This window comes from Streptomyces sp. NPDC002602, from assembly GCF_042889445.1.
GTDB lineage: Bacteria > Actinomycetota > Actinomycetes > Streptomycetales > Streptomycetaceae > Streptomyces.
Window position 1 is genome coordinate 698,405 of sequence record NZ_JBIAQX010000001.1, and the last position, 24,998, is coordinate 723,402.

Below are 24,998 nucleotides of genomic sequence, written 5' to 3' on the forward strand. Positions count from 1 at the left end.
CATGAAGCGCCGGATCTTCGACGCCGACCACGAGGCGTTCCGCGACACCGTGCGCACCTTCCTGAACAAGGAGGTGCTGCCGCACTACGACGCATGGGAGAACGACGGCATCGTCAGCCGGGAAGCCTGGCTCGCGGCCGGCCGGCAGGGCCTGCTGGGCCTCGCCGTCCCGGAGGAGTACGGCGGCGGCGGGAACACCGACTTCCGCTACGCCGCCGTGATCGCCGAGGAGTTCACCCGGGCGGGCGCCGCCGGGCTCGCGATCGGCCTGCACAACGACATCATCGGCCCGTACCTGACCTCGCTGGCCACCGAGGAGCAGAAGCGCCGGTGGCTGCCGGGCTTCTGCAGCGGCGAGATCATCACCGCCATCGCGATGACCGAACCGGGCGCGGGCTCCGACCTCCAGGGGATCCGGACCACGGCCGAGGACGCCGGCGACCACTGGGTGCTCAACGGCTCCAAGACGTTCATCTCCAACGGGATCCTCGCCGACCTGGTGATCGTGGTCGCCAAGACCACCCCCGAGGGCGGGGCGCACGGCATGTCGCTGCTGGTCGTCGAACGGGGCGCGGAGGGCTTCGAACGCGGCCGCAACCTCGACAAGATCGGCCAGAAGGCCCAGGACACCGCCGAACTGTTCTTCCACGACGTCCGGGTCCCGAAGGAGAACCTCCTCGGGGAACTCGACGGCGCGTTCGTCCACCTGATGACCAACCTCGCGCAGGAGCGGATGGGCATCGCGATGGCCGGGATAGCCGCCGCCGAGTACCTGCTGGAGATCACCACCGCGTACGTCAAGGAACGCGAGGCCTTCGGCCGGCCGCTGTCCAAGCTCCAGCACATCCGGTTCGAGATCGCCGAGATGGCCACCGAGTGCGCGGTCACCCGTACCTTCCTCGACCGCTGCATCACCGACCACTCCAACGGGGAACTGGACCACGTCCACGCCTCGATGGCCAAGTGGTGGGCCACCGAACTGCAGAAGCGGGTCGCCGACCGCTGCCTGCAACTGCACGGCGGCTACGGATACATGACCGAGTACCGGGTGGCGCGGGCCTTCGTCGACGGCCGCATCCAGACCATCTACGGCGGCACGACCGAGATCATGAAGGAGATCATCGGCCGCTCCCTGCTGGGCTGACGCTCCCTTCCGAACGACCTCCCCGACCCACCGCTCCAGACCCTCGAAAGGCTTGACCAGTGAGCACCGAAGCGTACGTATACGACGCGATCCGCACGCCGCGCGGCCGCGGCAAGGCCAATGGCTCCCTGCACGGCACCAAGCCGATCGACCTGGTCGTCGGCCTCATCCACGCCCTGCGCGAGCGCAACCCCGGCCTGGACCCGGGCACCATCGACGACATCGTCCTCGGTGTCGTCGGCCCGGTCGGCGACCAGGGGTCCGACATCGCCCGCATCGCGGCCATCGCCGCCGGGCTGCCGGACACCGTCGCGGGCGTCCAGGAGAACCGCTTCTGCGCCTCCGGCCTCGAAGCCGTCAACATGGCCGCCGCCAAGGTCCGTTCCGGCTGGGAGGACCTGGTCCTCGCCGGCGGCGTGGAGTCCATGTCCCGCGTTCCGATGGCCTCCGACGGCGGCGCCTGGTTCGCCGACCCGATGACCAACTGGGACACCGGCTTCGTCCCGCAGGGCATCGGCGCCGACCTGATCGCCACCATCGAGGGCTTCTCCCGCCGCGACGTCGACGAGTACGCGGCCCTGTCCCAGGAGCGCGCCGCCGCCGCCATCAAGGACGGCCGCTTCGCCAAGTCGGTCGTGCCCGTCACCGACCGCAACGGCCTGGTCGTCCTGGACCACGACGAGTTCGTCCGCCCCGGCACCACGGCCGACTCCCTCGCCAGGCTGAAGCCGTCCTTCGCGGACATCGGCGACCTCGGCGGCTTCGACGCCGTGGCCCTGCAGAAGTACCACTGGATCGAGAAGATCGACCACGTCCACCACGCCGGCAACTCCTCCGGCATCGTCGACGGCGCCTCCCTCGTCGCCATCGGCTCCCGCGAGGCCGGCGAGCGCAACGGACTCGCCCCCCGCGCCCGCATCGTCTCCGCGGCGGTGTCCGGCTCCGAGCCCACCATCATGCTCACGGGCCCCGCCCCCGCCACCCGCAAGGCCCTCGCGAAGGCCGGTCTGAGCATCGACGACATCGACCTCATCGAGATCAACGAGGCCTTCGCCGGCGTCGTGCTGCGCTTCGTCAAGGACATGGGCGTCTCCCTCGACAAGGTCAACGTCAACGGCGGCGCCATCGCGCTCGGCCACCCGCTGGGCGCCACCGGCGCGATGATCCTCGGCACGATCGTCGACGAGCTGGAGCGCCAGGACAAGCGCTACGGCCTCGTGACCCTCTGCGTGGGCGGCGGCATGGGCGTCGCCACCATCGTCGAACGTCTCTGAACCGTCCCTGTATCCCAGACCCCGCCCCCGACACGGCCGACACGGAAGTAGCGAACATGAGCGAGTCCACCACGATCCGCTGGGAACAGGACGAGACCGGCGTCGTCACCCTCGTCCTCGACGACCCGGACCAGTCCGCCAACACGATGAACCAGGCCTTCAAGGACTCCATCGCGGCCATCGCCGACCGCGCCGAGGCCGAGAAGGACTCCATCCGCGGCATCGTCTTCACCTCCGCCAAGAAGACCTTCTTCGCCGGCGGCGACCTCAAGGACATGATCCGGCTCCGCCCCGAGGACGCCGGCCTGGCCTTCGACACCGGCACCGAGATCAAGCGCTCGCTGCGCCGCATCGAGACCCTCGGCAAGCCCGTCGTCGCCGCCATCAACGGCGCCGCCCTGGGCGGCGGTTACGAGATCTGTCTGGCCTCCCACCACCGCATCGCCCTCGACGCACCCGGCTCCAAGATCGGCCTGCCCGAGGTCACCCTCGGCCTGCTCCCCGCCGGCGGCGGCGTCACCCGCACCGTGCGGCTGATGGGCATCGCCGACGCGCTCCTCAAGGTGCTGCTCCAGGGCACCCAGTACAACCCGCGGCGCGCCCTGGAGAACGGCCTCGTCCACGAACTGGCCGCCACCCGCGAGGAGATGCTGGCCAAGGCGCGCGCCTTCATCGACGCGAACCCCGAGTCGAAGCAGCCCTGGGACGTACCCGGCTACAAGATCCCGGGCGGCACGCCGTCCAACCCGCGCTTCGCCGCCAACCTCCCGGCGTTCCCCGCGAACCTCAAGAAGCAACTGGGCGGCGCCCCCTACCCGGCGCCGCGCAACATCCTGGCCTGCGCCGTCGAGGGCTCCCAGGTCGACTTCGACACCGCGCTGACCATCGAGGCCCGCTACTTCACCGAGCTGGTCACCGGACAGACCGCCAAGAACATGATCCAGGCGTTCTTCTTCGACCTCCAGGCCGTCAACGCGGGCCGCAGCCGCCCGCAGGGCGTCGGCCCGCGCACGGTCCGCAAGGTCGCCGTCCTCGGAGCCGGGATGATGGGAGCGGGCATCGCCTACTCCTGCGCCCGCGCGGGCATCGACGTGGTCCTCAAGGACGTCACCGTCGAGGCCGCCGCCAAGGGCAAGGAGTACTCGCGCAAGCTGCTGGACAAGGCGGTCTCCCGAGGCCGGACCACCGAGGACCAGCGCGCCGAGCTGCTGGCCCGGATCACCCCGACCGGCGACGCCGCCGACCTCGCCGGCTGTGACGCCGTGATCGAGGCCGTCTTCGAGGACACCTCCCTCAAGCACAAGGTGTTCCAGGAGATCCAGGACGTCGTGGAGCCCGACGCGCTGCTCTGCTCCAACACCTCCACCCTGCCCATCACGGGCCTGGCGGAAGGGGTTTCGCGCCCCGTCGACTTCATCGGCCTGCACTTCTTCTCGCCCGTCGACAAGATGCCGCTGGTCGAGATCATCAAGGGCGAGCAGACCGGAGACGAGGCCATCGCCCGCGCCTTCGACCTGGTCCGCCAGATCAACAAGACCCCGATCGTGGTCAACGACTCGCGCGGCTTCTTCACCTCGCGCGTCATCGGCCAGTTCATCAACGAGGGCGTGGCGATGGTCGGCGAGGGCATCGAGCCCGCCTCCGTCGAACAGGCCGCCGCCCAGGCCGGTTACCCGGCCAAGGTGCTGTCCCTCATGGACGAGCTGACCCTGACCCTGCCCCGCAAGATCCGCAACGAGACCCGCAAGGCCTTCGAGGCCGAGGGTCGCGCCTGGGCCGAGCACCCGGCGGACACGGTCATCGACCGGATGGTCGACGAGTTCGACCGCCCCGGGCGCAGCGGTGGCGGCGGTTTCTACGAGTACGACGAGGCGGGCAAGCGGACCCGCGTCTGGCCCGGCCTGCGCGAGCACTTCACCAAGCCCGGCGCCGAGATCCCCTTCGAGGACATGAAGGAGCGGATGCTCTTCTCCGAGGCGCTGGACACCGTCCGCTGCCTCGACGAGGGCGTGCTGACCTCGATCGCCGACGCCAACATCGGCTCCATCATGGGCATCGGTTTCCCGGCCTGGACCGGCGGCGTGATCCAGTACGTCAACGGCTACGAGGGCGGGCTGCCGGGCTTCGTCGCCCGCGCGCGGGAACTCGCCGAGAAGTACGGCGAGCGCTTCACCCCGCCGGCGTCGCTGGTGGCGAAGGCCGAGCGCGGCGAGACGTACGCCGACTGATCGGTCGCCGCGCGGCCCCGGGGCGACACCCCGGGGCCGCGCGGCGCGGACGTCCCCGGCGGCGCGTCGGGCATCCGCTCCGGGCGCCGCTCGCGTCAGGCGCGCCGCTCGCGTCAGGCGTCCTCGTGCGTGTCCTCGCGCGCGTCCTCGGGTGCGGGGGAGTGCAGGGAGGCGAACACGCCCCGGTGCGCGTCGCCGTCCGGCGCGGTCCACCCCGCGGTGACCCCGCCGGCGGCCTCGGCCGGTCCGGCGTCCGGCGCCAGCGGCGTCAGGACCCGCGCGACGGCGAGCCGGGTCGGCCCCGGACCCGCCACCCGTACTCGTGTGCCCCGCGCCGAGTCGGACACCTCGGGGCGCTCCGCCGGGAGCAGCGCCGGGAGTCCCGGGCCGTCGAACCGGGCGGTGACGGACGGGTCGGGAGTATCGGACTCGCTCTGTCGCTGCGGTACCGCGCGGCCCTGGAACAGGGCCAGCAACTCGCCGACGAGCACCGGGTCATGAGCACCGTCGTACACCCAACGGGTCCCGAGCACACCGTGCTCGGAGGTGCCGATCAGGGCCGCGTCGGCACCGTCGAGCGGCGCTCCCCGGTAGGTGAGGGGCACGTGGTACGCGATCGGGCGCTCGCCCGAGTCGTCGGTGACCACCATGAACTCGATCCCCACCTCGCCCGCGGGATCGTCGAGTCGGAAACCGCCGGCCCGTGCCAGGTCGGGTGCGGCGCCGGTGGGGAGGTACCACGGTCGGTCCGGCAGCCAGGCACCCAGGAGCTCCAGCTTGCCGGGGCTCATCGTGGTCTTGTGGATGATCGCCATGCGCCCGAACCTACCCCTCCGGTACGAACGCCGCCCGAAGTTCTTGCTTCAGTGAGCGTTGGAAGGCCGTCACCAGTGCCTGGACCATCATGGGTTGCATGTGCGCGGACAGCGCCTTCATGGACTCCACCCGCTCCGGATCGCTCTCGCCCTCGGTGAACGGACCCCACACCTCGTCCCGGAACAGCGCCGTCAACTCGTGGGCCGCGGTCCGCGCGTGCTCCAGCAACACGGTGCGGGCGGCCAGGATCGTCTCGTACGCGATCGGCACGTCCAGCAGGGCCACCCCGAGCCGCAACAGCCCCACGTCCACCCGGAAGCCCGCCGCGGTCGGCGCCAGCACGTTCATGGCGGTCAACCGGCGCAGGTCGGTGTCGGTCAGCGGCCTTCCGGCCCGCTTCTCCAACTCCTCCCGCGAGGACTCCAGCGGCGCGTCGGGCGCCCAGGTGGCCACCAACGCCCGGTGGATCGCCAGGTCGTGGGCGCTGAGATCGTCCGGCAGCGCGTCCAGGTACCGCTCGATGGCCGACAGGGTCATGCCCTGGTGCTGCAACTCCTCGATCAGGGCCAACCGGGACAGGTGCTCCGGCCCGTAGTGGCCCACCCGACGAGGGCCGATCACGGGAGGGGGCAAAAGTCCGCGCGTGCTGTAGAAACGTACGGTGCGGACGGTCACACCCGCCCGGGCGGCCAGCTCGTCGACGGTGAGCGTGGGTTCCGGTGCCTGGGTGGTCATGGTCGCCGCCTCGCTCTCTGATCAGCACGGCCTGTTCGGCACGACCCGTTCATGCACAGCCTGCTTTCGGCACAGCCCGGCACAGCCCTTTCGGTACCGAGGTTCAACAGTATTGCTGTCGCACCAACGATGTGAAACGGCCAGGAGCTGCCCATGACCACGAACCTGCGACTGCCCGGACGACCCGAGGAACTCACCCTCCCCGCCCTGCTGGCCCGCAACGCGGCCGAGCTCGGTGACCTGCCCGCCCTCTCGTGGCGTGAGGGACCCGGCTGGAAGACCCTCGACTGGAGCGAGGTCCGCCGCGAGGTCGCCGTCCTCGCCGCCGGCTACGCCGCCCTCGGCGTCCAGCGCGGCGAACACGTCCTGCTCATGATGGGCAACCGCCCCGAGCACTGGCTCACCGACCTCGCGCTCGTCCACCTCGGCGCGGTCCCCGTCACCGTGTACGGCACCTCCGCGCCCGAGCAGATCACCTACATGGCCCGCCACAGTCGGGCGCGAGTCGCCGTGGTCGAGGGCGCCCGCGAACTCGCCCGCTGGGAACCCCTCCTCGCCGACGACACCGTCCCCCTGGAGCGGCTCGTCGTCGCCGAGGCCGCGGACGCCGGCCCCCACCACACCTACGCCTCCCTGTACGCGGGCGGCGCCCGACTGCACCGCGCCGACGCCTTCGAGAAGGCCTGGCAGGAGACCCGCCCCGAGGACCCGCTGACCGTCGTCTACACCTCGGGCACCACCGGCGACCCCAAGGGCGTCCGGCTCACCCACCGCAACATCGTGCTCCAGGCCGTGCGCCTGGACGGCAACGTGGACCTGCCCGAACACGCCGAGCACATCTGCTACCTGCCCTTCGCGCACATCGCCGAACGGGTCCTCGGCATCTACCTCCCGCTCCTGCGCGCCGCGCACGTGCGGCTCTGCGCCGACCCCACCGCCGTCGCGGCGGCCGTGCGCGAGCTGCGGCCCGTGCAGTTCTTCGGAGTGCCCCGGGTGTGGGAGAAGCTCGCGGCCTCCGTACGGGCCGTCCTCGCACAGCTCCCCGAGGAGCAGCGCCGCGCCATAGAGGCCGCCAACGACCTGGCCCGGGAGCGCGCCGGCCACCGCGAGCGCGGCGAGGAGGTCCCGGCGGCGCTCGAAGCCTCGTACGCCGCCGCCAAGGAACGGGTCCTGGACCCGCTGTTGGGCATGGCGGGGATGGACCGGCTCGTCTGGACGGCCAGCGCCACCGCGCCGATGCCGATCGACGTCGTCCGCTTCTGGGCCGGCTGGGGCATCACGATCATGGATGCCTGGGGACTCACCGAGACCGCCGGCGTGTGCACCGTCAACCGCCCGGACCACTTCCGGCTCGGCTCCGTGGGCCGCCCGATCGACGGCCTGGAACTCAGGCTCGCCGAGGACGGCGAGATCCTCACCCGAGGCGCCACGGTCTTCGACGGCTACCTGCGGCCCGACGGGACGGTGGAGAGCGCCGCCGACCCCGAGGGCTGGTTCCCGACGGGGGACATCGGCCGGCTCGACGAGGACGGGTTCCTCTGGCTGACCGACCGCAAGAAGGAACTGATCATCACCTCGAACGGCAAGAACGTCTCGCCCGCCCTGGTGGAGAACACCGTCAAGGAGCACCCGCTGATCGGCCAGGCCCTGGTCCACGGCGACGGCCGCTCCTACCTGGTCGCCCTGCTGGTCCTGGACCCCGAGCTGGCACCCGTCTGGGCGGCGGCCCGCGGCATCGAGGCCCCCACGCCCGGCGCGCTCGCCGAGCATCCCGCCGTCGTGGAGGAGATCGCCCGCGCGGTGACGGCGGCCAACGCCCGGCTCAACCGCACCGAGCAGATCAAGCGCTACCGGCTGCTGACCGGGGAGTGGGGCCCCGAGACCGGGGAGCTCACCCCCTCCCTGAAACTGCGCCGCCGGGTGATCCGCGAGAAGTACGGAGAGCTGATCGAGGGACTGTACGAGGCCCCGTACGACACGCCCTGACCCGTACGACACGCCCTGACCCGTACGGCCCGGCCCTGTCCGGTGGGCGACCCGCGCCCACCGGATTGGGTGAGGAACCGGCTCGGCCCGTTCGAGCCGAAGGGGCGAGTGCAGCCGACCGGAGCGGGCGAAGCGACGACCGAGCGGGCCGGCAGCGGAGCCCCGACCGGCGGGAAGCGCCGGCCGGAGTCCTGATCAGCGGCGGACCAACCGCCGCGGTTCGTCCAGCCACGCACGTTGGCCGTCGCCGTCCACGGTCACGCCGAAGCGAGTGATGTGCGGCCGGCCGCTGACCTCGTACCAGGTGTACGCCGCCGTCACCTCGGCCCACAGATCGCGCGGCCCCCACGAGGTGACGGCGTCGTCCTCCCACCAGTCGCCGTACCGAACGATGGTGGCGGACGTGCCGGCCTCGTCGACGAACTGGACCCGCCGCTCGTCGCCGTCGCCGCGGTGCGAGGAGGAGACGTCCGGGACGAGGAGACCCATGGCGAAGTCCTGGAGGTACCCGCCCGTCAAGGCCTGAGCGGGGTCGATCGGGGACCGCCGCCTCGTCGACTCGTCAGGGACGCGGAGGACGACCGCGGGCCGCTCGGAGCGGATCCACATGTACGCGGCCTCGCCGACGAACGCGCCCTGCGCCCTCGTGCCCGTACCGTCCACGCGGAGCCGCAGAAGCCCCGCGTTGCTGTACGCCGTGCCGAACGGCGTGAGGATCACCCCGTCGGGTCTCGCCTGCTCGATCCAGGCGTACGGCACCCGTCGTACGGCCGCCGTGTTGACGACCCGATCGAAGGGATCCCCGCCCGGGGCGCCCTTCAGGCCGTCTCCGACGATCAGCTTCGGGTGGTACCCGGCCGCCTTCAGGTTGGAGGCACCCGTGCGGGCGAGTGCCTCGTCGACCTCGATGGCGACCACCCGGTCCGATCCGACCCGCTCGCACAGCAGGGCCGTGTGATAGCCGGAGCCGTAGCCGATCTCCATCACTCGTGATTGCGATGTCAGTTCGAGGTGGCCGAGCTTGCGCATGACGATGTCGAGGGCCGACACGGAAGAGGTGAAATCGCCGGAGGAAGGACCCGGCGGCCATGCGCCGTCGTCCAACTGCGTGACCACGGACCGGTACGGGTCCCAGACCGCGCGATGCCAGGCCCCCGGGTCCTCGTCGCGGTCGACGAACTGCCAGAGCCCCTCGGCATCCCGAACGGGAACCCACACGGCCGAGGGGACGAACGCCTCCCGGTCCACGGTGTCGAAGGCCTGGGCCAGCCAGGGCTCGCGCAAGAACCCGCCGGTCGCGAGGGCCTCGCGGCAGGTCGCGCGGTTCACTTCTTGTCCGGGGGCGGCGGAGAGGAGGGCTGAGGCGAGGGGCGGCCACCGTCCGGGCTCGCCGGAGTGGGCGGGGGTGTCCACGGCTTGTCCGCCGGCGGACCGTTGTGCTTGCCCATGGTCTTCTCCCATCGTGGGGTGAACGGTGCGATGCCCCGCCCAGGGGGCGGGGTTCAACGGATGCCGAGAAGGATGACGGCGAGGAGACCGGCGACGATCGCGACGGACACGACCTGTCGCAACCGCTCCGTCAACGGACCCCGCTCGACCGTCGCACGGCGAGGGTCGCGGCGAGGACGCGTGCGATGCGGGCCAGGTTCCGGGCGTGGTTCCAGTTCGCGTGGTCGCCGCCGGCGCCAAGCGGGCCGACGTCGATGAAGTACGTCCACTCGACCAGGGCCGCTCCCACCCGCTCCGCTCGCTGATCGGCGGGCAGCGCCGTCACCGCGACATGCAGGGTCTGCCCCGCGGTGATCAGGTCATCGATGAGACGCGCCACGCTCACGGCGTCGGGTCGATCCTCGTAGGAGGTCAGGGCCCGCGCGGCGAGTTCTTCGAAGTGCTGCATGTCGTCGGGTGTCATACGGGTGCTCCCTGCCGTCGCCATCGGGTGGTAGGACGACGGTAGGGCCGGCACCGAGAGGGCAGGGACACAGATTGTGCCCCCTTGATTACGCAGTCAACACGCCCAACCGGACAGCGAGTTCGGAGGCCCGCCGACGGCGCTGCGGAGACTTCGCCTCGGCCTCTTCCAGGATGATGCGGCGAGCATGCCCGTTGTACTGAATGGTCTCGGGCGCGGCCTCGTGGGCCTGCGCCAGCGTGGCCAGAGCCACATCAGGCTGGCCGTCGAGGTGGTAGGCGCGTGCCTGCTCGATCCGGTGCCGGGCCCGGCGCGGTCGGGACGGGATGGCCTCGGCCTCCGCGCGAGCAGCCTGCCGTGCCGACTCCCCGCCCGCGTGCAGTTCGACGGCCACGGTGACCGCGTGAGCGCCGATGACCGAACGGGAGAAGCTCGTCACGGGGTGGAAGTAGTCGATGGGCAGGGATTCGGCGAGAGCGCGCGCGTTGTCCCAGTACCTCCAGGCCGTGCCTGTCTCGCCGCGACGCGCGGCAGTGAGTCCGGCCTCGACGGTCAGCGCCCCCGCCACGGCCCGCACGTCCGCGCCGGCGTCGGGAAGAAGGGGCGTCAGGTAGCGAAGCGTTTCCAGGGTGACGGCGTCCGCAGCGTCCAGGTGCGTGCTCTCGCGGTGGGCCTGCGTGGTCAGCCACGCGGCGAGACCGATGGCGTGCGGGTCCTCGGAGTCCTGGGCGGCCATCATGCCGCGCTCGGCCACACGCCAGACGAGAGGGGCGTCGGGCTGGTAGGCGCAGAAGAACTGCGCGAGGAAGTAGACCTGCGCCAGCGAAGCCTGAGCGGCCTTCCTGTCGGCGACCGTCTCCGCTGCTCGGACCGTGGCCTGCGCGTCCTGGATCAGGTCCGGCAGCAGCGACCCGATGACGTCGCGGTGGTTCGATGCGGAGTGCCGGGCCTGCCACGCTCGGGACAGGCGCGCGGACAGGTGCTCGGCAGACGGAGCCTCGCGAGTGCCGCCGAGCTGCAGTGTGTTGAGGGCCTCGCGGACGGCGGCGAACCGCGGGTGTCCGGGCCCGGTGAACAGTGCGATGTGCATGGACTGATCCCCCGTGAGATCGGAGAGGTTTCCGACACGGAGTACTTCGGCGATGCGAAGGATGATCGGCAGAGCCGGCGTCTTCAGTCGGCCGGTCTCAAGGGCCTTGACCCACGATCCGGACCGGCCGACGAGGCCGCCGAGTTGATCGCGGGTGAGCCCACGGCGGTTGCGGAGGATCTGCAGTCTCTGGCCGAAGGCCAACTGTTCGCGGTACGGGTCCGGAGTAGCATCGGTGGACATGGGCCTTGCCCCTCTCCTTGCAGCTCGACACTGACAGGGTAGGGGGCAGGGCAGCTCTCGTGTGATCCGGAATGCGCGAAAGCGCCCCGCCCGCCCGAAGGCGAGAGGGCGCATCGCCGGCTCCTGAATGCTCGGTTGCCGTGAGCCGGAGCCCACACCGCCGGACCGGCGCTTTGGGCTACCGCGCCCTAGCGGCCGATCGTCGGGTAGTGGTCCGACAGGTTGGTGTACGTGTACGACGTGCCCCAACTGGAGACGGTCCAGGGCGCCGACTGCTCCTTCACCACGTTGTTCTCCCAGGCCGCCGGGCGGGCGTTGCCCTTGCGGTAGAGCACGTAGTCCAGGTCCTCGCGGGGGTCCGTCGGGTAGCGGTAGTTCGCGATCGAGTTCTGCGCCGTGTCGAAGGAGTACGGGTGGCCCGTGCGCGAGTCGGCGCCTGCCAGGTCGGCGTCCGCGAGCATCGAGTTGTACTCGGGGGTGTGGGAGTCGACGTTCATGTCGCCCGCGACGATGACCTGTTCGTTCGCCGGGATGTTCTTGCCGTCGAGGAACGCGTCGATGTTCTTGAACTGGCGGCTGCGCATCTGCGCCGCCTCGCCCGCGCCGCACCCCGGGTCGGTGGACTGGGCGTGGGTGCCTATCACGTGCACCTTCGCGCCGTTCACGTTCAGCACGGCGTACGCGAAGCCCTTGTTGGACCACCAGTCGGCGCCGCAGGCGTCCTTGTAGACGACCTGCTCCTTGCGGACGATCGGCCACTTGCTCAGGATCGTGACGCCCCCGTCCTCCGGGGTGGTGGCGGAGTAGGCGCCGCCCGTGGCGTCCCAGCCGCTCTTGCTCCGGCCCACGACCGGGGTCTGGTACGGGTACCGCGCGGCCGAGTTGGCCTTCAGCGCGTCCGAGGCGCCGTTGTCGAAGGCCTCCTGGAGCACGACCACGTCGTGGCCCTGGTAGAAGGACGTCTTGGGGATCTCCGCCGCCCGGTGGTCCTGGCCCCAGTTCGGGTACAGGTTCTTGCTCATCAGGAACACGTTGTACGTCAGAACGCTGAGCCGGGGGGTCGCGGCGCTCTCCGCGGCCGTGGCGGCCGGCGCGGTGGTGACGGCCAGCGCGCCGGCGGCGACCGCGGCGACGGCCGTGGCGACGGCGCGACGAGAGCGGGGCGAGATCTGCAGCATGGAGGTCTCCATCATTCCTGCGTCATTCCTGCGGGGGAAGATCGACGCCGTCATACAAGCAGCACCAGTTACCTCTGGGTAACACCCATGCAGAGACTTTCTGTCCGGGGGACGGCCGTCCGGTGCTCGCATACTTGTGTCATGAAGCAGACGGACCCCGCACCCCCCACCGGACCGACGGCCGCACGGCGCCCCGACCCCGAGCCACCCGCGCCCGGCGGAGTGCTGTGGACCATCGCCGGAGACGTCCGCGCGCTGCTCATGCTCCCCGCCGCCTTCACGATGCAGGTCGCCCACCCCGCCATCGGCGCCGGCGTCGACCAGTACTCGGTCTTCCGCACCGACCCCTGGGGACGGGGCGAACGCTCGCTGCGCTCGGTCCAGCTCTGGGTGTACGGGGGTGACGAGGCCGCCGTCGAGGGCCGTCGGGTGCGCCGCCTCCACAAGGAGATCCAGGGCATCGACACCCGGGGCCGGCGCTACCACTCGCTCGACCCGGCCTGCTACTCCTGGGTCCACGCCAGCGGCTTCCCGGTCTACCTGTACGCCGGGCGGTACCTGCTGCGCCGCTTCACCCCCGCCCAGGAACGGCAGCTCTACCGCGAGTGGCTCCAGGTCGGCCGGATCCTCGGCATCCACGACCGGGACATGCCGCAGACCATCGAGGAGTACTGGGTCTACTACCGTCGGATGCTGGCCGAGGAGATCGAGTCCACCCCGGTCGCCCGCGAGCTGGTCGCCACCGACGTGCCCCTGCCCCGCCCCGCCGGCGGCTCGCCGGCGGTCCGGCTCCTGCTGCGCCTGACCTGGCCGCTCCTGCGGGCGGTGTTCCTGCGCTTCCGCGCCTTCGTCACCGCCGGCTACATGCCGCCCGAGGCCCGCGCGGCCGTCGGCCTGGAGTGGACCCCGGCCCAGGAGCGCCGGCTGCGGCGGTTCAGCACGGCCGTACGGCTCCTCGTACCGCTGCTCCCGGAGCGGCTGCGTTACCTGCCCATCGCCCGGGAGGCCCGGGCGCGCCGACGCGCCGGCGCCCACTGAGGGACGCCGGCGCGAGCGGTGGGACGAGCCCCGGGGCCGGTCGGGCCGGACCGGGGGCTCGGTCGAGCAGGACCCGGGGACAGCCGGGCCCGATCCCGCGATCAGCGGATGGTGATCAGTGGTCGTGGATCGAGTTCGTCGCGGCGATCTTCTTCCAGGACTTGGGCTCCACCGGCTCGGCGGCCGGCGCCCTGAGCGAGCGGGCCGACGGGGAGGCGGCGGCCGGCGGCGCGAAGGCCGGCTTGCCGGGGGTGTACAGCCAGGTCTCGAAGAGCTGGGCGAGGGGCTTCTTGGAGATCTTCTCCGCGTAGCGGACGAAGTCCCCGACCTTCGCGTTGCCGTAGGCGCGCTCGGTCGGCCACCCCTTGAGGATCTGGAAGAACTTCTCGTCGCCGATCTCGTTGCGCAGCGCCTGGATGGCGATCGCGCCACGGTCGTAGACGGCGCCGTGGAACTGGTTCTCCGCACCCGGGTCACCCGGCTTGACCTGCCAGAACGGGTCCTCGGCGGCGCGGGAGGCGTACGTCCACTCGGCCAGCTCCTGCGCCGTGCCCTCGCCCTCCTTCTCCGACCACAGCCACTGGCTGTACCGGGCGAAGCCCTCGTTGACCCAGATGTCCTTCCAGTTGTCCACGGACACGCTGTCGCCGTACCACTGGTGCGCCAGCTCGTGGACGACCACGGAGACGTTCGAGCCGTTGGCGAACTGCCTCGGGCTGTAGAACGGCCGGGTCTGGGTCTCCAGCGCGAACGAGCTGGGCACGTTCGGGACGTAGCCGCCCAGCGCGTTGAAGGGGTACGGGCCGAAGACCCCCTCCAGCCACTCCGCGACCTCGCCGGTCCGCTCCACGCTGGCGCGCGCCGCGCCGTCGTTGTCGCCGAGGTCCTTGCTGTACGCGTTCAGGATCGGCAGGCCGCTCGACGTCTTGTCGGTGGTGATGTCGAACTTGCCGATGGCGAGCGTGGCGAGGTAGGTGGCCTGCGGCTTGTTCGAGCGCCAGTTGTAGCGGGTCCAGCCGAGCTTCGACGTCTGCGACTGGAGCACGCCGTTGCTGATGGCCTGGGTGCCGTCCGGGACGTTGACGGACACGTCGAAGGTGGCCTTGTCGAGCGGGTGGTCGTTGCTCGGGAACCACCAGATCGCCGAGTCGGGCTCCTGCGCCGCCACGCCGCCGTCCGGGGTGCGCTGCCATGCCGACCAGCCGTCGACCTTGAACTCCGAGGGCTTTCCGGCGTACTTGACGACGACGCTGGCCGGCTTGTTCCGCTGGAGCGGCTGCGCCGGCGTCACTTCCAGCTCCTGGGTGCCGGAGGTGGCGAACTTCGCCTTCACCCCGTTGACCCGGATCTCGCTCACCTTGAGGCCGAAGTCGAGGTTGAAGCGGGACAGGTCCTGGCGGGCCGTCGCCAGGAGGGTGGCGGTGCCCTCCAGGAGGTCCGTCTTCGGCTGGTACTGAAGGCGCAGGTCGTAGTGCGAGATGTCGTACCCGCCGTTGCCGCTCGCCGGGTAGTAGGTGTCGCCGATACCCGCGGCGCCCGGGACGGAACTCGCCGCGGACGCCGGGATCACCAGCAGGAGGGACGCGGCGAGCACGCTCGGGGCGATGACTTTCCGATGCACGAAGAGCTCCAAGGGGTAGGGGAGACAGTTCCGTTCAGGGGTCTCGTCGTTCGACCGTATTCACGCGCGGTGCCCCACGTCATGTCCATGGCCTCTGCTGTCACATGATCGCCATTCGGCCGTCACAGGTCGTCGAGTGCGGCCTCCGGCGTGTCGGGCCCGGCCCGCCCGGCGGCGACCGCCCCAGCTCGGCGCGGCCACCCCGCCGGGGCGGCGCGCGCCCGGCGGCACGCGGCCCCGCCGGCCCCCGTGCGAGAAAGTCCGGAAAGGGTCGGGGTGCCACGGGGCGGGGGATCAGGGTGAGGCGGGTGGGAGGGATTCGACACCGGGCTCGCCACCGACCGCTTTCCACCATACTAAGCAGTCGGTAACCTGCCGGGTATGACTCTTCCCCCACGCGCCGCCCGACACTGCTGGCATGCGGTGGTCAATCCGCTGCACGCCCTCATCTACTTCTCCCCGGACCTCGCGAAGGAGTTCGCCGCCCTCGGGGTCACCGACCGCGTCGCCGTCAACCTCGCCTCCCGGTCGGCCGCCATGGGCGCCGTCGGCGCCGGCAGCGTGACCGCGACCTTCTACAACTACCGGCACGACCTCGTCGCCCGGCACCTGCCCGCCGTCTGGGACACCCTCACCCCCGAGCAGGCCCTCGCCGCCCGGCTCCGCGCCGCCGACTCCACCCTGCGCCGCCTCCTCGGCACCGAGACCATCGAGTCCGCGGAACTCGCGGAGACCGCCGACCTCGCCCTGTACGCCGCCGAGGGCTGTACCCGACACGCGCGCGTCCTGTACTCCGCCCACGCGGACCTCCCCGTCCCCGAGGAGCCGCACCTGCGCCTGTGGCACGCGGCGACCCTGCTGCGCGAACACCGCGGCGACGGCCACCTCGCCGCCCTGCTGCTCGCCGGCCTCGACCCCGTCGAGGCCCTGATCAGCCACACCGCGACCGGCCGCGGCATGACCCCGAAATGGCTCAGGGCCACGCGCGGCTGGGAACCCGCCGACCTGGAGGCGGCGGCCGACCGGCTGCGGGCCCGCGACATCCTCGACGCGGACAACGAACTCACCGCACACGGCAAGGCCGTACGGGAGGCACTGGAGGCCGACACCGACCGACTCGACGCCGCCCCGTACGAACACCTCGGCGCGAGCGGCCTGGCCCGCCTGGGCGAGCTCGGCGGAGCCCTCGCCGCGAAGGCCTTCGCGGCCGGCGCCTTCCCCCCGGACCTCATCGGCAAGGCCTGAGAGGAGAGGCGGCGACCGGCGCGGGAGGCGGCTCCCGGCGTCCGTCACCGGCACCTGCCACAATTGGCAGCCTTCCACGCATCCCATGCAGACGTACGAAGGCAGGCAGGACCGCACCGTGACGATGTCCATCGAAGGCAGGATCGCCGAGGAGCTCGGCGTACGGGAGCGGCAGGTCAAGGCCGCCGTCGAGCTGCTCGACGGCGGCTCCACCGTGCCGTTCATCGCTCGCTACCGCAAGGAGGCGACCGAGATGCTCGACGACGCCCAGTTGCGCACCCTGGAGGAGCGACTGCGGTACCTGCGCGAGCTGGAGGACCGCCGCGCGGCCATCCTCGAATCCGTGCGGGAACAGGGCAAGCTCGACGCCGAGCTGGAGGCCCGGATCAACGCGGCCGACACCAAGGCCCGGCTGGAGGACATCTACCTGCCCTTCAAGCCCAAGCGGCGCACCAAGGCGCAGATCGCCCGCGAGGCCGGCCTGGCTCCGCTCGCCGAGGGGCTGCTGGCCGACCCCTCCGTCGAACCGGCCGTCGCCGCCGCCGCGTTCGTGGACGCCGACAAGGGCGTCGCCGACCCGGCCGCCGCCCTGGAGGGCGCCCGCGCCATCCTCACCGAGACGTTCGCCGAGGACGCCGACCTCATCGGCGAGCTGCGCGAACGCATGTGGGGGCGCGGCCGGCTCGCCTCGAGGGTCCGAGAGGGCAAGGAGGAGGCGGGCTCCAAGTTCGCCGACTACTTCGACTTCGCCGAGCCTCTCACCGCGCTGCCCTCGCACCGGGTCCTGGCCATGCTCCGCGGCGAGAAGGAGGACGTCCTCAGCCTCGACCTGGAGCCGGAGGAGCCGAGCGACACGCCCGGCCCCTCCACGTACGAGGGCATGGTCGCGCGCCGCTTCGGCGTGAACGACCGGGGCCGCCCGGGCGACAAGTGGCTCGCCGACACCGTCCGCTGGGCCTGGCGCACGAAGATCCAGGTGCACCTGGGCATCGACCTGCGGACGCGCCTTCGGGCCGCCGCCGAGGACGAGGCCGTACGGGTCTTCGCGGCCAACCTGCGCGACCTGCTGCTCGCCGCGCCTGCCGGCACCCGCGCGACGCTCGGCCTGGACCCGGGCTTCCGCACCGGCGTCAAGGTGGCCGTCGTGGACGCGACCGGCAAGGTCGTGGCCACCGACGTGATCCACCCGCACGTCCCCGCCAACAAGTGGGACGAGTCGCTGGCGAAGCTGGCCCGGCTGGCCGAGGAGCACGCGGTCGACCTGATCGCCATCGGCAACGGCACCGCCTCCCGCGAGACCGACAAGCTGGCCGGCGACCTCATCACCCGCCACCCCGAGCTGGGTCTGACCAAGGTGATGGTGTCGGAGGCCGGCGCGTCCGTGTACTCCGCCTCCGCGTTCGCCTCGCAGGAACTCCCGGACATGGACGTGTCGTTGCGCGGCGCGGTCTCCATCGCCCGCCGCCTCCAGGACCCGCTGGCCGAACTCGTCAAGATCGACCCGAAGTCGATCGGCGTCGGCCAGTACCAGCACGACCTGTCCGAGATGAAGCTCTCCCGGTCCCTCGACGCGGTGGTCGAGGACTGCGTGAACGGCGTCGGCGTCGACGTCAACACCGCCTCCGCGCCGCTGCTCTCACGCGTCTCGGGCATCAGCGGCGGCCTCGCCGAGAACATCGTGGCCCACCGCGACGCCAACGGGCCCTTCCGCAACCGCAAGGGCCTCAAGGACGTGGCCCGGCTGGGCCCGAAGGCCTACGAGCAGTGCGCGGGCTTCCTGCGGATCCGCGGCGGGGACGACCCGCTGGACTCCTCCAGCGTGCACCCCGAGGCGTACCCGGTGGTCCGGGCGATGGGCCGGACGGCGGGCGGCGAGGTGGCGTCCCTCATCGGCAACGGCGCGGTCCTGCGGTCTCTGCGGCCCGAGCAGTTCGTCACCGAGACCTTCGGCCTGCCGACCGTCACGGACATCCTGCGCGAGCTGGAGAAGCCCGGTCGCGACCCCCGGCCCGCCTTCAAGACGGCGACCTTCAAGGAGGGCGTCGAGAAGATCGGCGACCTGGCACCCGGGATGATCCTGGAGGGCGTCGTCACCAACGTGGCCGCCTTCGGGGCGTTCATCGACATCGGCGTCCACCAGGACGGGTTGGCGCACGTCTCCGCCCTGTCGAAGACCTTCGTCAAGGACCCGCGGGACGTGGTGAAGCCGGGCGACATCGTCCGCGTGAAGGTCATGGACGTGGACATCCCGCGCAAGCGGATCTCGCTGACGCTGCGACTGGAGGACGAGGCAGGGGCGGACCGTTCCGCCGGGGCGCCCCGGGAACGCGAGGAGCGCCGGGGCGGCGGCCGGCCCCCGCAGCAGCGGGGCGCGGCCCCGCAGGGCGGCCAGGGCGGCCAGGGCCGAAGGGGCCAGGGTGGTCAGAGCGGTCAGGCGGGCCAGGGTGGTCAGCGCCAAGGCGGCGGCCAGGGCCAAGGCCGGGGCGGTCAGCGCCAGGGCGGCGGTCAGGGATCCGGTGCCCCGGCGCCCGCCAACAGCGCGATGGCCGACGCCCTGCGTCGGGCCGGCCTCACCGGCAAGGAGGAGCGCCGGGGCCGCTGACGGGGGCAGTGCGTGAGATCACGCCGAGGATGGCCGAATAGGTTCTCCACACGGGGACATACCTTGCCAAGCACCTCAAGTGATCTGTAGGGATGGTGGAACGCCCGTTCGTGACGCGCGGACGGGCTTCCGCTTCTCCCCTCAGGGGCCGAACTCCTCGGGGCCGTCCCAAGGCACAGGATGTAATGCCCATGCCCACGCACACCTATGAACGCTGCCCGAGAAAGGATCCGAAGAGGGAAGACATGCCCTATCGGAATCTCAGCCTGCGCAAACGGTGCGAGAACATTCTCGGCCATCTGGACCTGACGCATCCTTTTTCACTCGACAGCCTGTGCGCCCGGATGGAGGAGCAGCGCGGCCGCCCGATCCGACTGCACCCGCTGCCCAAGGAAGCCGCCGAGTCCGGGGTCTGCGGACTGTGGGTGGGCACCGCCCGCGTCGACTACGTCTTCTACGAGGCCCAGACCACCCCTCTGCACCGCGAGCACATCGTGCTCCACGAACTGGGGCACATCCTCTTCGGACACCACTCGCTGGAAGGCGAGGAGAGCGACGGGCACGCCCCCGTGGTCCTGGGCCGCACCAACTACACCACCCGCCAGGAGCGGGAGGCCGAGATGCTCGCGAGCATGATCCGCATGCGCGCCGTCGGCCCCGGCCCGCGGCCCGACACGGCCCACCGCGGCGCCCTCGCCCGGCTGGAGTCCGCCATGGGCTACGAACGGGGCGTGCGCGATGGCGGCTGAACTGACCGCCATCGGCGACTGGCTCGCCGTCCCCAGCGTGGTGATCCTGTGGCTGGCCGTCCTGCTGCGGGCCCCCGGCGCCCTGCGCTCCCCGCAACAGCGCGGCCTGTGGCTCGCCGTCGCCACCGCCGCCGCGGCGATGACCCTGAACCTCCCCGCGGTCGTCACCTACGCGACGAGCCGCGATACCGGCTACGCCCACACCATCGGCCTGGTGCGCAACCTCATCGGCGTCCTCTCCGCGGGCGCCGTGCTCTACTTCGTGGCCGCCGCCACCCGCGGCCGCAGGCTCCAACTCGCCGCCTGGATCGGCACGTCGGCCTGGCTCACCACCCTGGTCGCACTCGACGTCGCCGCGCCCGGACACGGCACCCACGCCATGCCGCCGGTCGGGGATCCAGTACCGTCCCTCGCCTACTGGCTGGTGCTGATCTCCGCCCACCTCGTGGCCAACACCGTCTGCGTGTACGTCTGCCGGCGCTACAGCCGCCGGACCGAGAGCCGAGGACTCGCCCTGGGGCTGCGCCTGTTCGGCCTGGGTACCGCACTGGCAGGCCTGTTCTGGTTCGCGTACCTCCTCAAGGCCCTGTTCGCCAACACCTGGGCCATGCCCGCCCTGCCGCTCATGATGAACCTGCACGGACTGCTGCGCGCCGCCGCGATCCTGGTGCCCACCCTCTTCGTGCTGCGCCGCACCACCACCGACATCGCCACCGCGTGGCGACTGTGGCCCCTGTGGCGGGACCTGGTCCAGGCCGTGCCGCACGTGGTGCTCTCCGCCTCGCGGGCCGGGCGGGTCATGGAACTGCTGTGGCCGCCCATGCCGCGCCACCTGCTCGTGTACCGGAAGGTCATCGAGACGCGCGACGCCATCCTGATCCTGGGGGAGTACGTGGCCCCGGGCATACCGGAGCTCGCCCGCGACCACGTGGCCGGGAGCGGGATCCCCGAACAGCGGCGCACCGCGGCCGCGTTGGCGTGCGTACTCAAGGAAGCACGACAGACCAAACTCGCGGGACTGCCCGGCCGGCAACCGGGGGACACGGCGGTGCTGGAACTGCCGCCCGCGATCCAGACCTCCGCCGAGGACGGCGACCTGGAGGAGGAGGCCCGCTTCCTCGTGGACGTCGCGGAGGCCTACGCCTCACCGTCGACCACCGGCTTCACCCCCTGACCCGGCCCGACCCGCCCCACCGACCGACCGTTCGACGACACGGAAGTGACGCTCTCTTGACCACCGTTCTGATCACCGGGGCCAACGCCGGCCTCGGCGCGGCCTTCGCGCGCGGATTCGCCGCCAAGGGCTGCGACCTGGTGCTCGTGGCCCGCGACAAGGGCAGGCTCGACGCCGTCGCCGCGGAACTCGGCCGGGAGTTCGGCGTGACCTGCGAGGTGCTGCCCGCCGACCTGCTCGACGCGGAGGAACGCGCGACGGTCGAGGACCGCCTCGCGGACCGGGACCACCCCGTCGACATCCTGGTCAACAACGCCGGCTTCGGGCTGCCCGCACCCTTCCCGTACAGCCCGATCGCGGACGAGGAGCGGATGCTGGACCTCCTCGTCAAGGTTCCGCTGCGCCTCACCCACGCCCTCCTGCCCGGGCTGCGCGAGCGCCGCCGGGGCGCGGTGCTCAACGTCTCCTCCGTCGCCGGACTGTTGCCGACCGGGACGTACGGGGCGGCCAAGGCCTGGGTCACCGCGTTCAGCGAGTCCCTGCGCGTCGACATGGAGCCGTACGGGGTCCGGGTGCTGGCGGTGGTCCCGGGCTTCACCCGCACCGAGTTCCAACAGCGCGCCGGGATGGACGTCAGCGCCCTGCGCGAGGCCGTGTGGCTGGAGCCGGACGCGGTGGTCGCCAAGGCCCTGAGGGACCTGGCCCGCCGCCGGCCGCTCAGCATCACGGGCCGCCGCTACCAGGCGTACGCCCTCGCCGTACGCCACCTCCCGCGCGGGTTCGTCGCGCGGAAGATGGCCCGCGAACGGCGCGCCCCCGGGCAGGGCGCCGCGCGCTGAGGCCCGCGAACGGGGATCCGGGCCGCGTTCGGGCGCCCGGCCCCGCCGGCGGGCCGGCCCGGCGCACTACAGCTCGGTGACCTTGCCGTCCGCGACCTCCAGGCGGCGGGTCACCTGGACCGCCTCCAGCATCCGCCGGTCGTGGGTGACCAGCAGCAGCGTCCCCTCGTACGACTCCAACGCGGCCTCCAACTGCTCGATGGCGGCGAGGTCGAGGTGGTTGGTGGGCTCGTCGAGCACCAGCAGGTTCACCCCGCGGCCCTGGAGCAGCGCCAGGGCCGCCCGGGTCCGCTCACCGGGGGAGAGGGTGGCGGCCGGACGCAGCACGTGCACCGCCTTCAGCCCGAACTTGGCGAGCAGGGTGCGGACTTCGGCGGGCTCGGTCTCCGGGACCGCCGCGCAGAAGGCCTCCAACAGCGGCTCGTCGCCCAGGAACAGTCCGCGGGCCTGATCGACCTCGCCGACCAGGACGCCCGAACCGAGCGTGGCCGAACCGGAGTCGGGGGTGAGCCGGCCCAGGAGCAGGGCGAGCAGGGTGGACTTCCCGGCGCCGTTCGCCCCCGTGATCGCGACCCGGTCCGCCCAGTCGATCTGCAGGTGCGCCGGGCCGAAGGCGAAGTCCCCCCGCCGGACGCTCGCCTCGCGCAGGGTGGCGACCACCGAGCCGGAGCGCGGCGCCGCGGCGATCTCCATCCGCAGTTCCCACTCCTTGCGGGGCTCGTCCACCACCTCCAGCCGCTCGATCGCGCGCTGCGTCTGGCGGGCCTTGGAGGCCTGCTTCTCGCTGGCCTCGCTGCGGAACTTCTTGCCGATCTTGTCGTTGTCCGTGGCCTTGCGGCGGGCGTTCTTGACGCCCTTGTCCATCCAGCCGCGCTGCATCGCGGCCCGGCCCTCCAGCGCGGAGCGCTTGTCGGCGTACTCGTCGAACTCCTCGCGGGCGTGGCTGCGGGCCCGCTCGCGCTCCTCCAGGTACGCGTCGTAGCCGCCGCCGTACAGGTTGACCTGCTGCTGCGCCAGGTCGAGCTCCAGCACCTTGGTGACGGTGCGGGTGAGGAACTCGCGGTCGTGGCTGATGACGACGGTGCCCGCGCGCAGGCCCTTCACGAACCGCTCCAGCCGCTCCAGGCCGTCGAGGTCCAGGTCGTTGGTGGGCTCGTCCAGCAGGAACAGGTCGTAGCGGGACAGGAGCAGGGACGCCAGACCGGCGCGGGCCGCCTGCCCGCCGGACAACGCCGTCATCGGAAGGTCCAGGCCGACGGCGAGCCCCAGGTCGTCGGCGACCTCCTGGGCCCGCTCGTCCAGGTCGGCGCCGCCGAGGTTCAGCCACCGGTCGAGGGCCTCCGCGTACGCGTCGTCCGCGCCGGGCGTGCTGTCCACGAGCCCCTGCGTGGCCGCGTCCAGCTCGGTCTGCGCGTCGGCGACACCGGTACGGCGGGCGAGGAACTCCCGGATCGACTCGCCCTCGCGACGCTCGGGCTCCTGCGGGAGGTGCCCCACGGCGGCGGCGGGCGGCGACAGCCGCAGCTCGCCCGTCTCGGGGGTGTCCAGACCGGCGAGCAGGCGCAGCAGGGTGGACTTTCCGGCGCCGTTGACGCCGACGAGGCCGATGACGTCCCCGGGGGCGACGACGAGGTCGAGATCGGCGAACAGCGTGCGCTCACCGTGCGCGGCGGTGAGCTTCTTGGCGACGAGGGTTGCAGTCATGATCTGCCGATCCTATCGGCGCCCGTACCCCGGCCGGCCGCTTGGTGGCCCGCCGGGTCAGGTACCCAGGACCCGCAGGCCCGCCCACAGTGCGGTGACCGCCGCCACGATCGCCGTCGGGGTGGTCAGCAGGCCCAGGCGGGTGAAGTCGCCCAGGGCCACCCGATCCCCGTGCACGTGCAGCAGGCGCCGCCACAGCAGGGTCGCCAGCGAGCCCGCGTAGGTCAGGTTCGGGCCGATGTTGACGCCGATCAGGACCGCCAGCACCGGGCCCGCCCCGCCCGGCGCCGCCAGCGGGAGCAGGGCCAGGACCGCGGGCAGGTTGTTGATCAGGTTCGCCAGCACCGCGGCCACGGCCGCGACCGCGAGCAGCGCCGGCAGGGAGTCGCCGGCCGGCAGCACCGCGGCCAGGCCGTCGCCGAGCCCGTGGTCCACCACCCCCACGACCACCACCCCCAGCGCGAGGACGAACAGGCAGAACGCGGGCGCCGCGGAGACCACGACCCGCCGCGGGGTGGTCTCCCGGCGCCACAGCGCCCGTACGGCCAGGACCAGCGTGCCGGCCAGCGCCGCCCAGACCGGGCTCGCCCCCGCGAACGAGGCCACGGCGAAGCCGGCCAGGGTCAGCGCGAGCACCACCAGGGCGAAGCGGGGCATCGGCGCCTCCTCGGCAGCCTCCGGCACGTGCTCCGGCGGGGCGCTCAGGTCGGCGCGGAAGTAGCGCCGGAACACCGCGTACTCCACGCCGATGGCCACCAGCCACGGCAGGGTCATCAGCGCGGCGAACCGGGTGAAGCTGAGCCCGCTCGCCGCGAAGGCGAGCAGATTGGTCAGGTTCGACACGGGCAGCAGCAGGGAGGCGGTGTTCGCGAGGTGCGCGGTGGCGAAGACGTGGGGCCGGGGCCGTGCGCCGAGCCGGGCCGCCGTCGCCAGCACCACGGGGGTCAGCAGTACCACCGTCGCGTCCAGGCTCAGTGAGGCCGTGACCACGGAGGCGATGACGAAGACCCCGCCCAGCAGGGTCACCGGCCCGCGCCCGGCCGACCTGCGGGCCACGGCCGCCCCGGCGGCCCGGAAGAGCCCCTCGTCGGCGCACAACTGCGCGAGGGCCAGGATCACGGCGAGGAATCCGACCACGGGCAACAGTTCCCGGACCTGGGTCCACGCGTCGGCCGGCGACACCACCCCGAGGGCGATCAGCAGGCCGGCCGCAGGCACGGCGGCCGTGGCCTCGGGCAGTCCGCGGGGGCGGACCACGGCGAAGGCCAGCACGGCGAGCAGCAGCGCGATCGAGAGGGATTCGGCGAGGACGGTGTTCAGGAGACTGCTCCGGGCGGTTCGGGCGCTTGGGGCGGGACGGTTTGGGCGGGATGGTGCTTCGGACGGTTCGGACGGTTCGGACGGGCGGGGCGAGTCGGCG

Annotated in this window: 19 protein-coding genes; 10 read left to right on the forward strand and 9 right to left on the reverse strand. The window is 71.9% G+C overall.

What is annotated here, in order from left to right; translation table 11 throughout:
* The first annotated feature begins 1 nt into the window (after position 1).
* Genes ACFYW3_RS02770 through ACFYW3_RS02780 form a run of 3 tightly spaced genes read left to right on the forward strand, consistent with a single transcriptional unit; the run spans position 2 to position 4,646 of the window.
* A complete protein-coding gene (locus tag ACFYW3_RS02770; RefSeq protein WP_351751381.1) occupies positions 2 to 1,144 on the forward strand; it encodes an acyl-CoA dehydrogenase family protein in 1,143 nt (380 codons plus the stop codon).
* A gap of 59 nt (positions 1,145 to 1,203) precedes the next feature.
* The gene (locus ACFYW3_RS02775) at positions 1,204 to 2,418 is read left to right on the forward strand and encodes an acetyl-CoA C-acetyltransferase (RefSeq protein WP_389385323.1); all 1,215 of its coding nucleotides are present in this window, start codon (positions 1,204 to 1,206) and stop codon (positions 2,416 to 2,418) included.
* 56 nt (positions 2,419 to 2,474) lie between these two features.
* Positions 2,475 to 4,646, forward strand: a complete 2,172-nt coding sequence (locus ACFYW3_RS02780) for a 3-hydroxyacyl-CoA dehydrogenase NAD-binding domain-containing protein (protein ID WP_351751378.1) — start codon at positions 2,475 to 2,477, stop codon at positions 4,644 to 4,646.
* Between the two features lie 113 nt (positions 4,647 to 4,759).
* Here ACFYW3_RS02780 and ACFYW3_RS02785 read toward each other — a convergent pair whose 3' ends face one another.
* A complete protein-coding gene (locus ACFYW3_RS02785) occupies positions 4,760 to 5,461 on the reverse strand; it encodes a 1,4-alpha-glucan branching protein (protein WP_389385324.1) in 702 nt (233 codons plus the stop codon).
* A gap of 10 nt (positions 5,462 to 5,471) precedes the next feature.
* Complete coding sequence (locus ACFYW3_RS02790) at positions 5,472 to 6,197, reverse strand: MerR family transcriptional regulator (RefSeq protein WP_389385325.1); 726 nt, start codon at positions 6,195 to 6,197, stop codon at positions 5,472 to 5,474.
* A 153-nt stretch (positions 6,198 to 6,350) separates the two neighbouring features.
* Between ACFYW3_RS02790 and ACFYW3_RS02795 the strand changes: the two genes are divergently transcribed.
* On the forward strand, positions 6,351 to 8,183 hold the full coding sequence (locus tag ACFYW3_RS02795; protein WP_351751375.1) for an AMP-dependent synthetase/ligase: 1,833 nt from the start codon (positions 6,351 to 6,353) through the stop codon (positions 8,181 to 8,183).
* Between the two features lie 195 nt (positions 8,184 to 8,378).
* Here ACFYW3_RS02795 and ACFYW3_RS02800 read toward each other — a convergent pair whose 3' ends face one another.
* From ACFYW3_RS02800 to sph, 4 genes are all read right to left on the reverse strand, one after another.
* Positions 8,379 to 9,596, reverse strand: coding sequence for a protein-L-isoaspartate O-methyltransferase (locus ACFYW3_RS02800; protein ID WP_389385326.1), 1,218 nt, complete (start codon positions 9,594 to 9,596; stop codon positions 8,379 to 8,381).
* Positions 9,597 to 9,762: 166 nt separating this feature from the next.
* Positions 9,763 to 10,095, reverse strand: coding sequence for a DUF6415 family natural product biosynthesis protein (locus tag ACFYW3_RS02805; RefSeq protein ID WP_389385327.1), 333 nt, complete (start codon positions 10,093 to 10,095; stop codon positions 9,763 to 9,765).
* Positions 10,096 to 10,183: 88 nt separating this feature from the next.
* A complete protein-coding gene (locus tag ACFYW3_RS02810) occupies positions 10,184 to 11,428 on the reverse strand; it encodes a helix-turn-helix domain-containing protein (protein ID WP_389385328.1) in 1,245 nt (414 codons plus the stop codon).
* Positions 11,429 to 11,616: 188 nt separating this feature from the next.
* The gene (sph, locus tag ACFYW3_RS02815) at positions 11,617 to 12,606 is read right to left on the reverse strand and encodes a sphingomyelin phosphodiesterase (RefSeq protein WP_389385329.1); all 990 of its coding nucleotides are present in this window, start codon (positions 12,604 to 12,606) and stop codon (positions 11,617 to 11,619) included.
* Positions 12,607 to 12,747: 141 nt separating this feature from the next.
* On the opposite strand from sph, the gene ACFYW3_RS02820 reads away from it, so the two are divergent.
* Positions 12,748 to 13,644, forward strand: a complete 897-nt coding sequence (locus tag ACFYW3_RS02820) for an oxygenase MpaB family protein (RefSeq protein ID WP_389385330.1) — start codon at positions 12,748 to 12,750, stop codon at positions 13,642 to 13,644.
* A 115-nt stretch (positions 13,645 to 13,759) separates the two neighbouring features.
* On the opposite strand, the gene ACFYW3_RS02825 is transcribed toward ACFYW3_RS02820, so the two are convergent.
* On the reverse strand, positions 13,760 to 15,265 hold the full coding sequence (locus ACFYW3_RS02825) for a M1 family metallopeptidase (protein ID WP_389385331.1): 1,506 nt from the start codon (positions 15,263 to 15,265) through the stop codon (positions 13,760 to 13,762).
* A 381-nt stretch (positions 15,266 to 15,646) separates the two neighbouring features.
* Here ACFYW3_RS02825 and ACFYW3_RS02830 point away from each other — a divergent pair, with 381 nt between their 5' ends.
* From ACFYW3_RS02830 to ACFYW3_RS02850, 5 genes are all read left to right on the forward strand, one after another.
* Positions 15,647 to 16,510: a hypothetical protein gene (locus tag ACFYW3_RS02830; RefSeq protein WP_389385332.1), complete on the forward strand. Its 864-nt coding sequence runs from the start codon at positions 15,647 to 15,649 to the stop codon at positions 16,508 to 16,510.
* Positions 16,511 to 16,628: 118 nt separating this feature from the next.
* Positions 16,629 to 19,112: a Tex family protein gene (locus tag ACFYW3_RS02835; protein WP_389385614.1), complete on the forward strand. Its 2,484-nt coding sequence runs from the start codon at positions 16,629 to 16,631 to the stop codon at positions 19,110 to 19,112.
* Positions 19,113 to 19,357: 245 nt separating this feature from the next.
* Positions 19,358 to 19,861: a hypothetical protein gene (locus tag ACFYW3_RS02840; protein ID WP_351751360.1), complete on the forward strand. Its 504-nt coding sequence runs from the start codon at positions 19,358 to 19,360 to the stop codon at positions 19,859 to 19,861.
* Positions 19,851 to 21,035 (forward strand): MAB_1171c family putative transporter, encoded by a 1,185-nt coding sequence (locus ACFYW3_RS02845; protein WP_389385333.1) that lies wholly within the window; start codon positions 19,851 to 19,853, stop codon positions 21,033 to 21,035. Before ACFYW3_RS02840 ends, ACFYW3_RS02845 begins: the two co-directional genes overlap by 11 nt.
* Before the next feature lie 56 nt (positions 21,036 to 21,091).
* The gene (locus tag ACFYW3_RS02850) at positions 21,092 to 21,874 is read left to right on the forward strand and encodes an SDR family NAD(P)-dependent oxidoreductase (RefSeq protein ID WP_389385334.1); all 783 of its coding nucleotides are present in this window, start codon (positions 21,092 to 21,094) and stop codon (positions 21,872 to 21,874) included.
* Positions 21,875 to 21,940: 66 nt separating this feature from the next.
* Here ACFYW3_RS02850 and ACFYW3_RS02855 read toward each other — a convergent pair whose 3' ends face one another.
* Positions 21,941 to 23,578 (reverse strand): ABC-F family ATP-binding cassette domain-containing protein, encoded by a 1,638-nt coding sequence (locus ACFYW3_RS02855; protein WP_389385335.1) that lies wholly within the window; start codon positions 23,576 to 23,578, stop codon positions 21,941 to 21,943.
* 57 nt (positions 23,579 to 23,635) lie between these two features.
* Entirely contained in the window at positions 23,636 to 24,898 is a 1,263-nt protein-coding gene (locus tag ACFYW3_RS02860) for an ArsB/NhaD family transporter (protein ID WP_351751466.1), read from the reverse strand.
* Between the last annotated feature and the right edge of the window lie 100 nt (positions 24,899 to 24,998).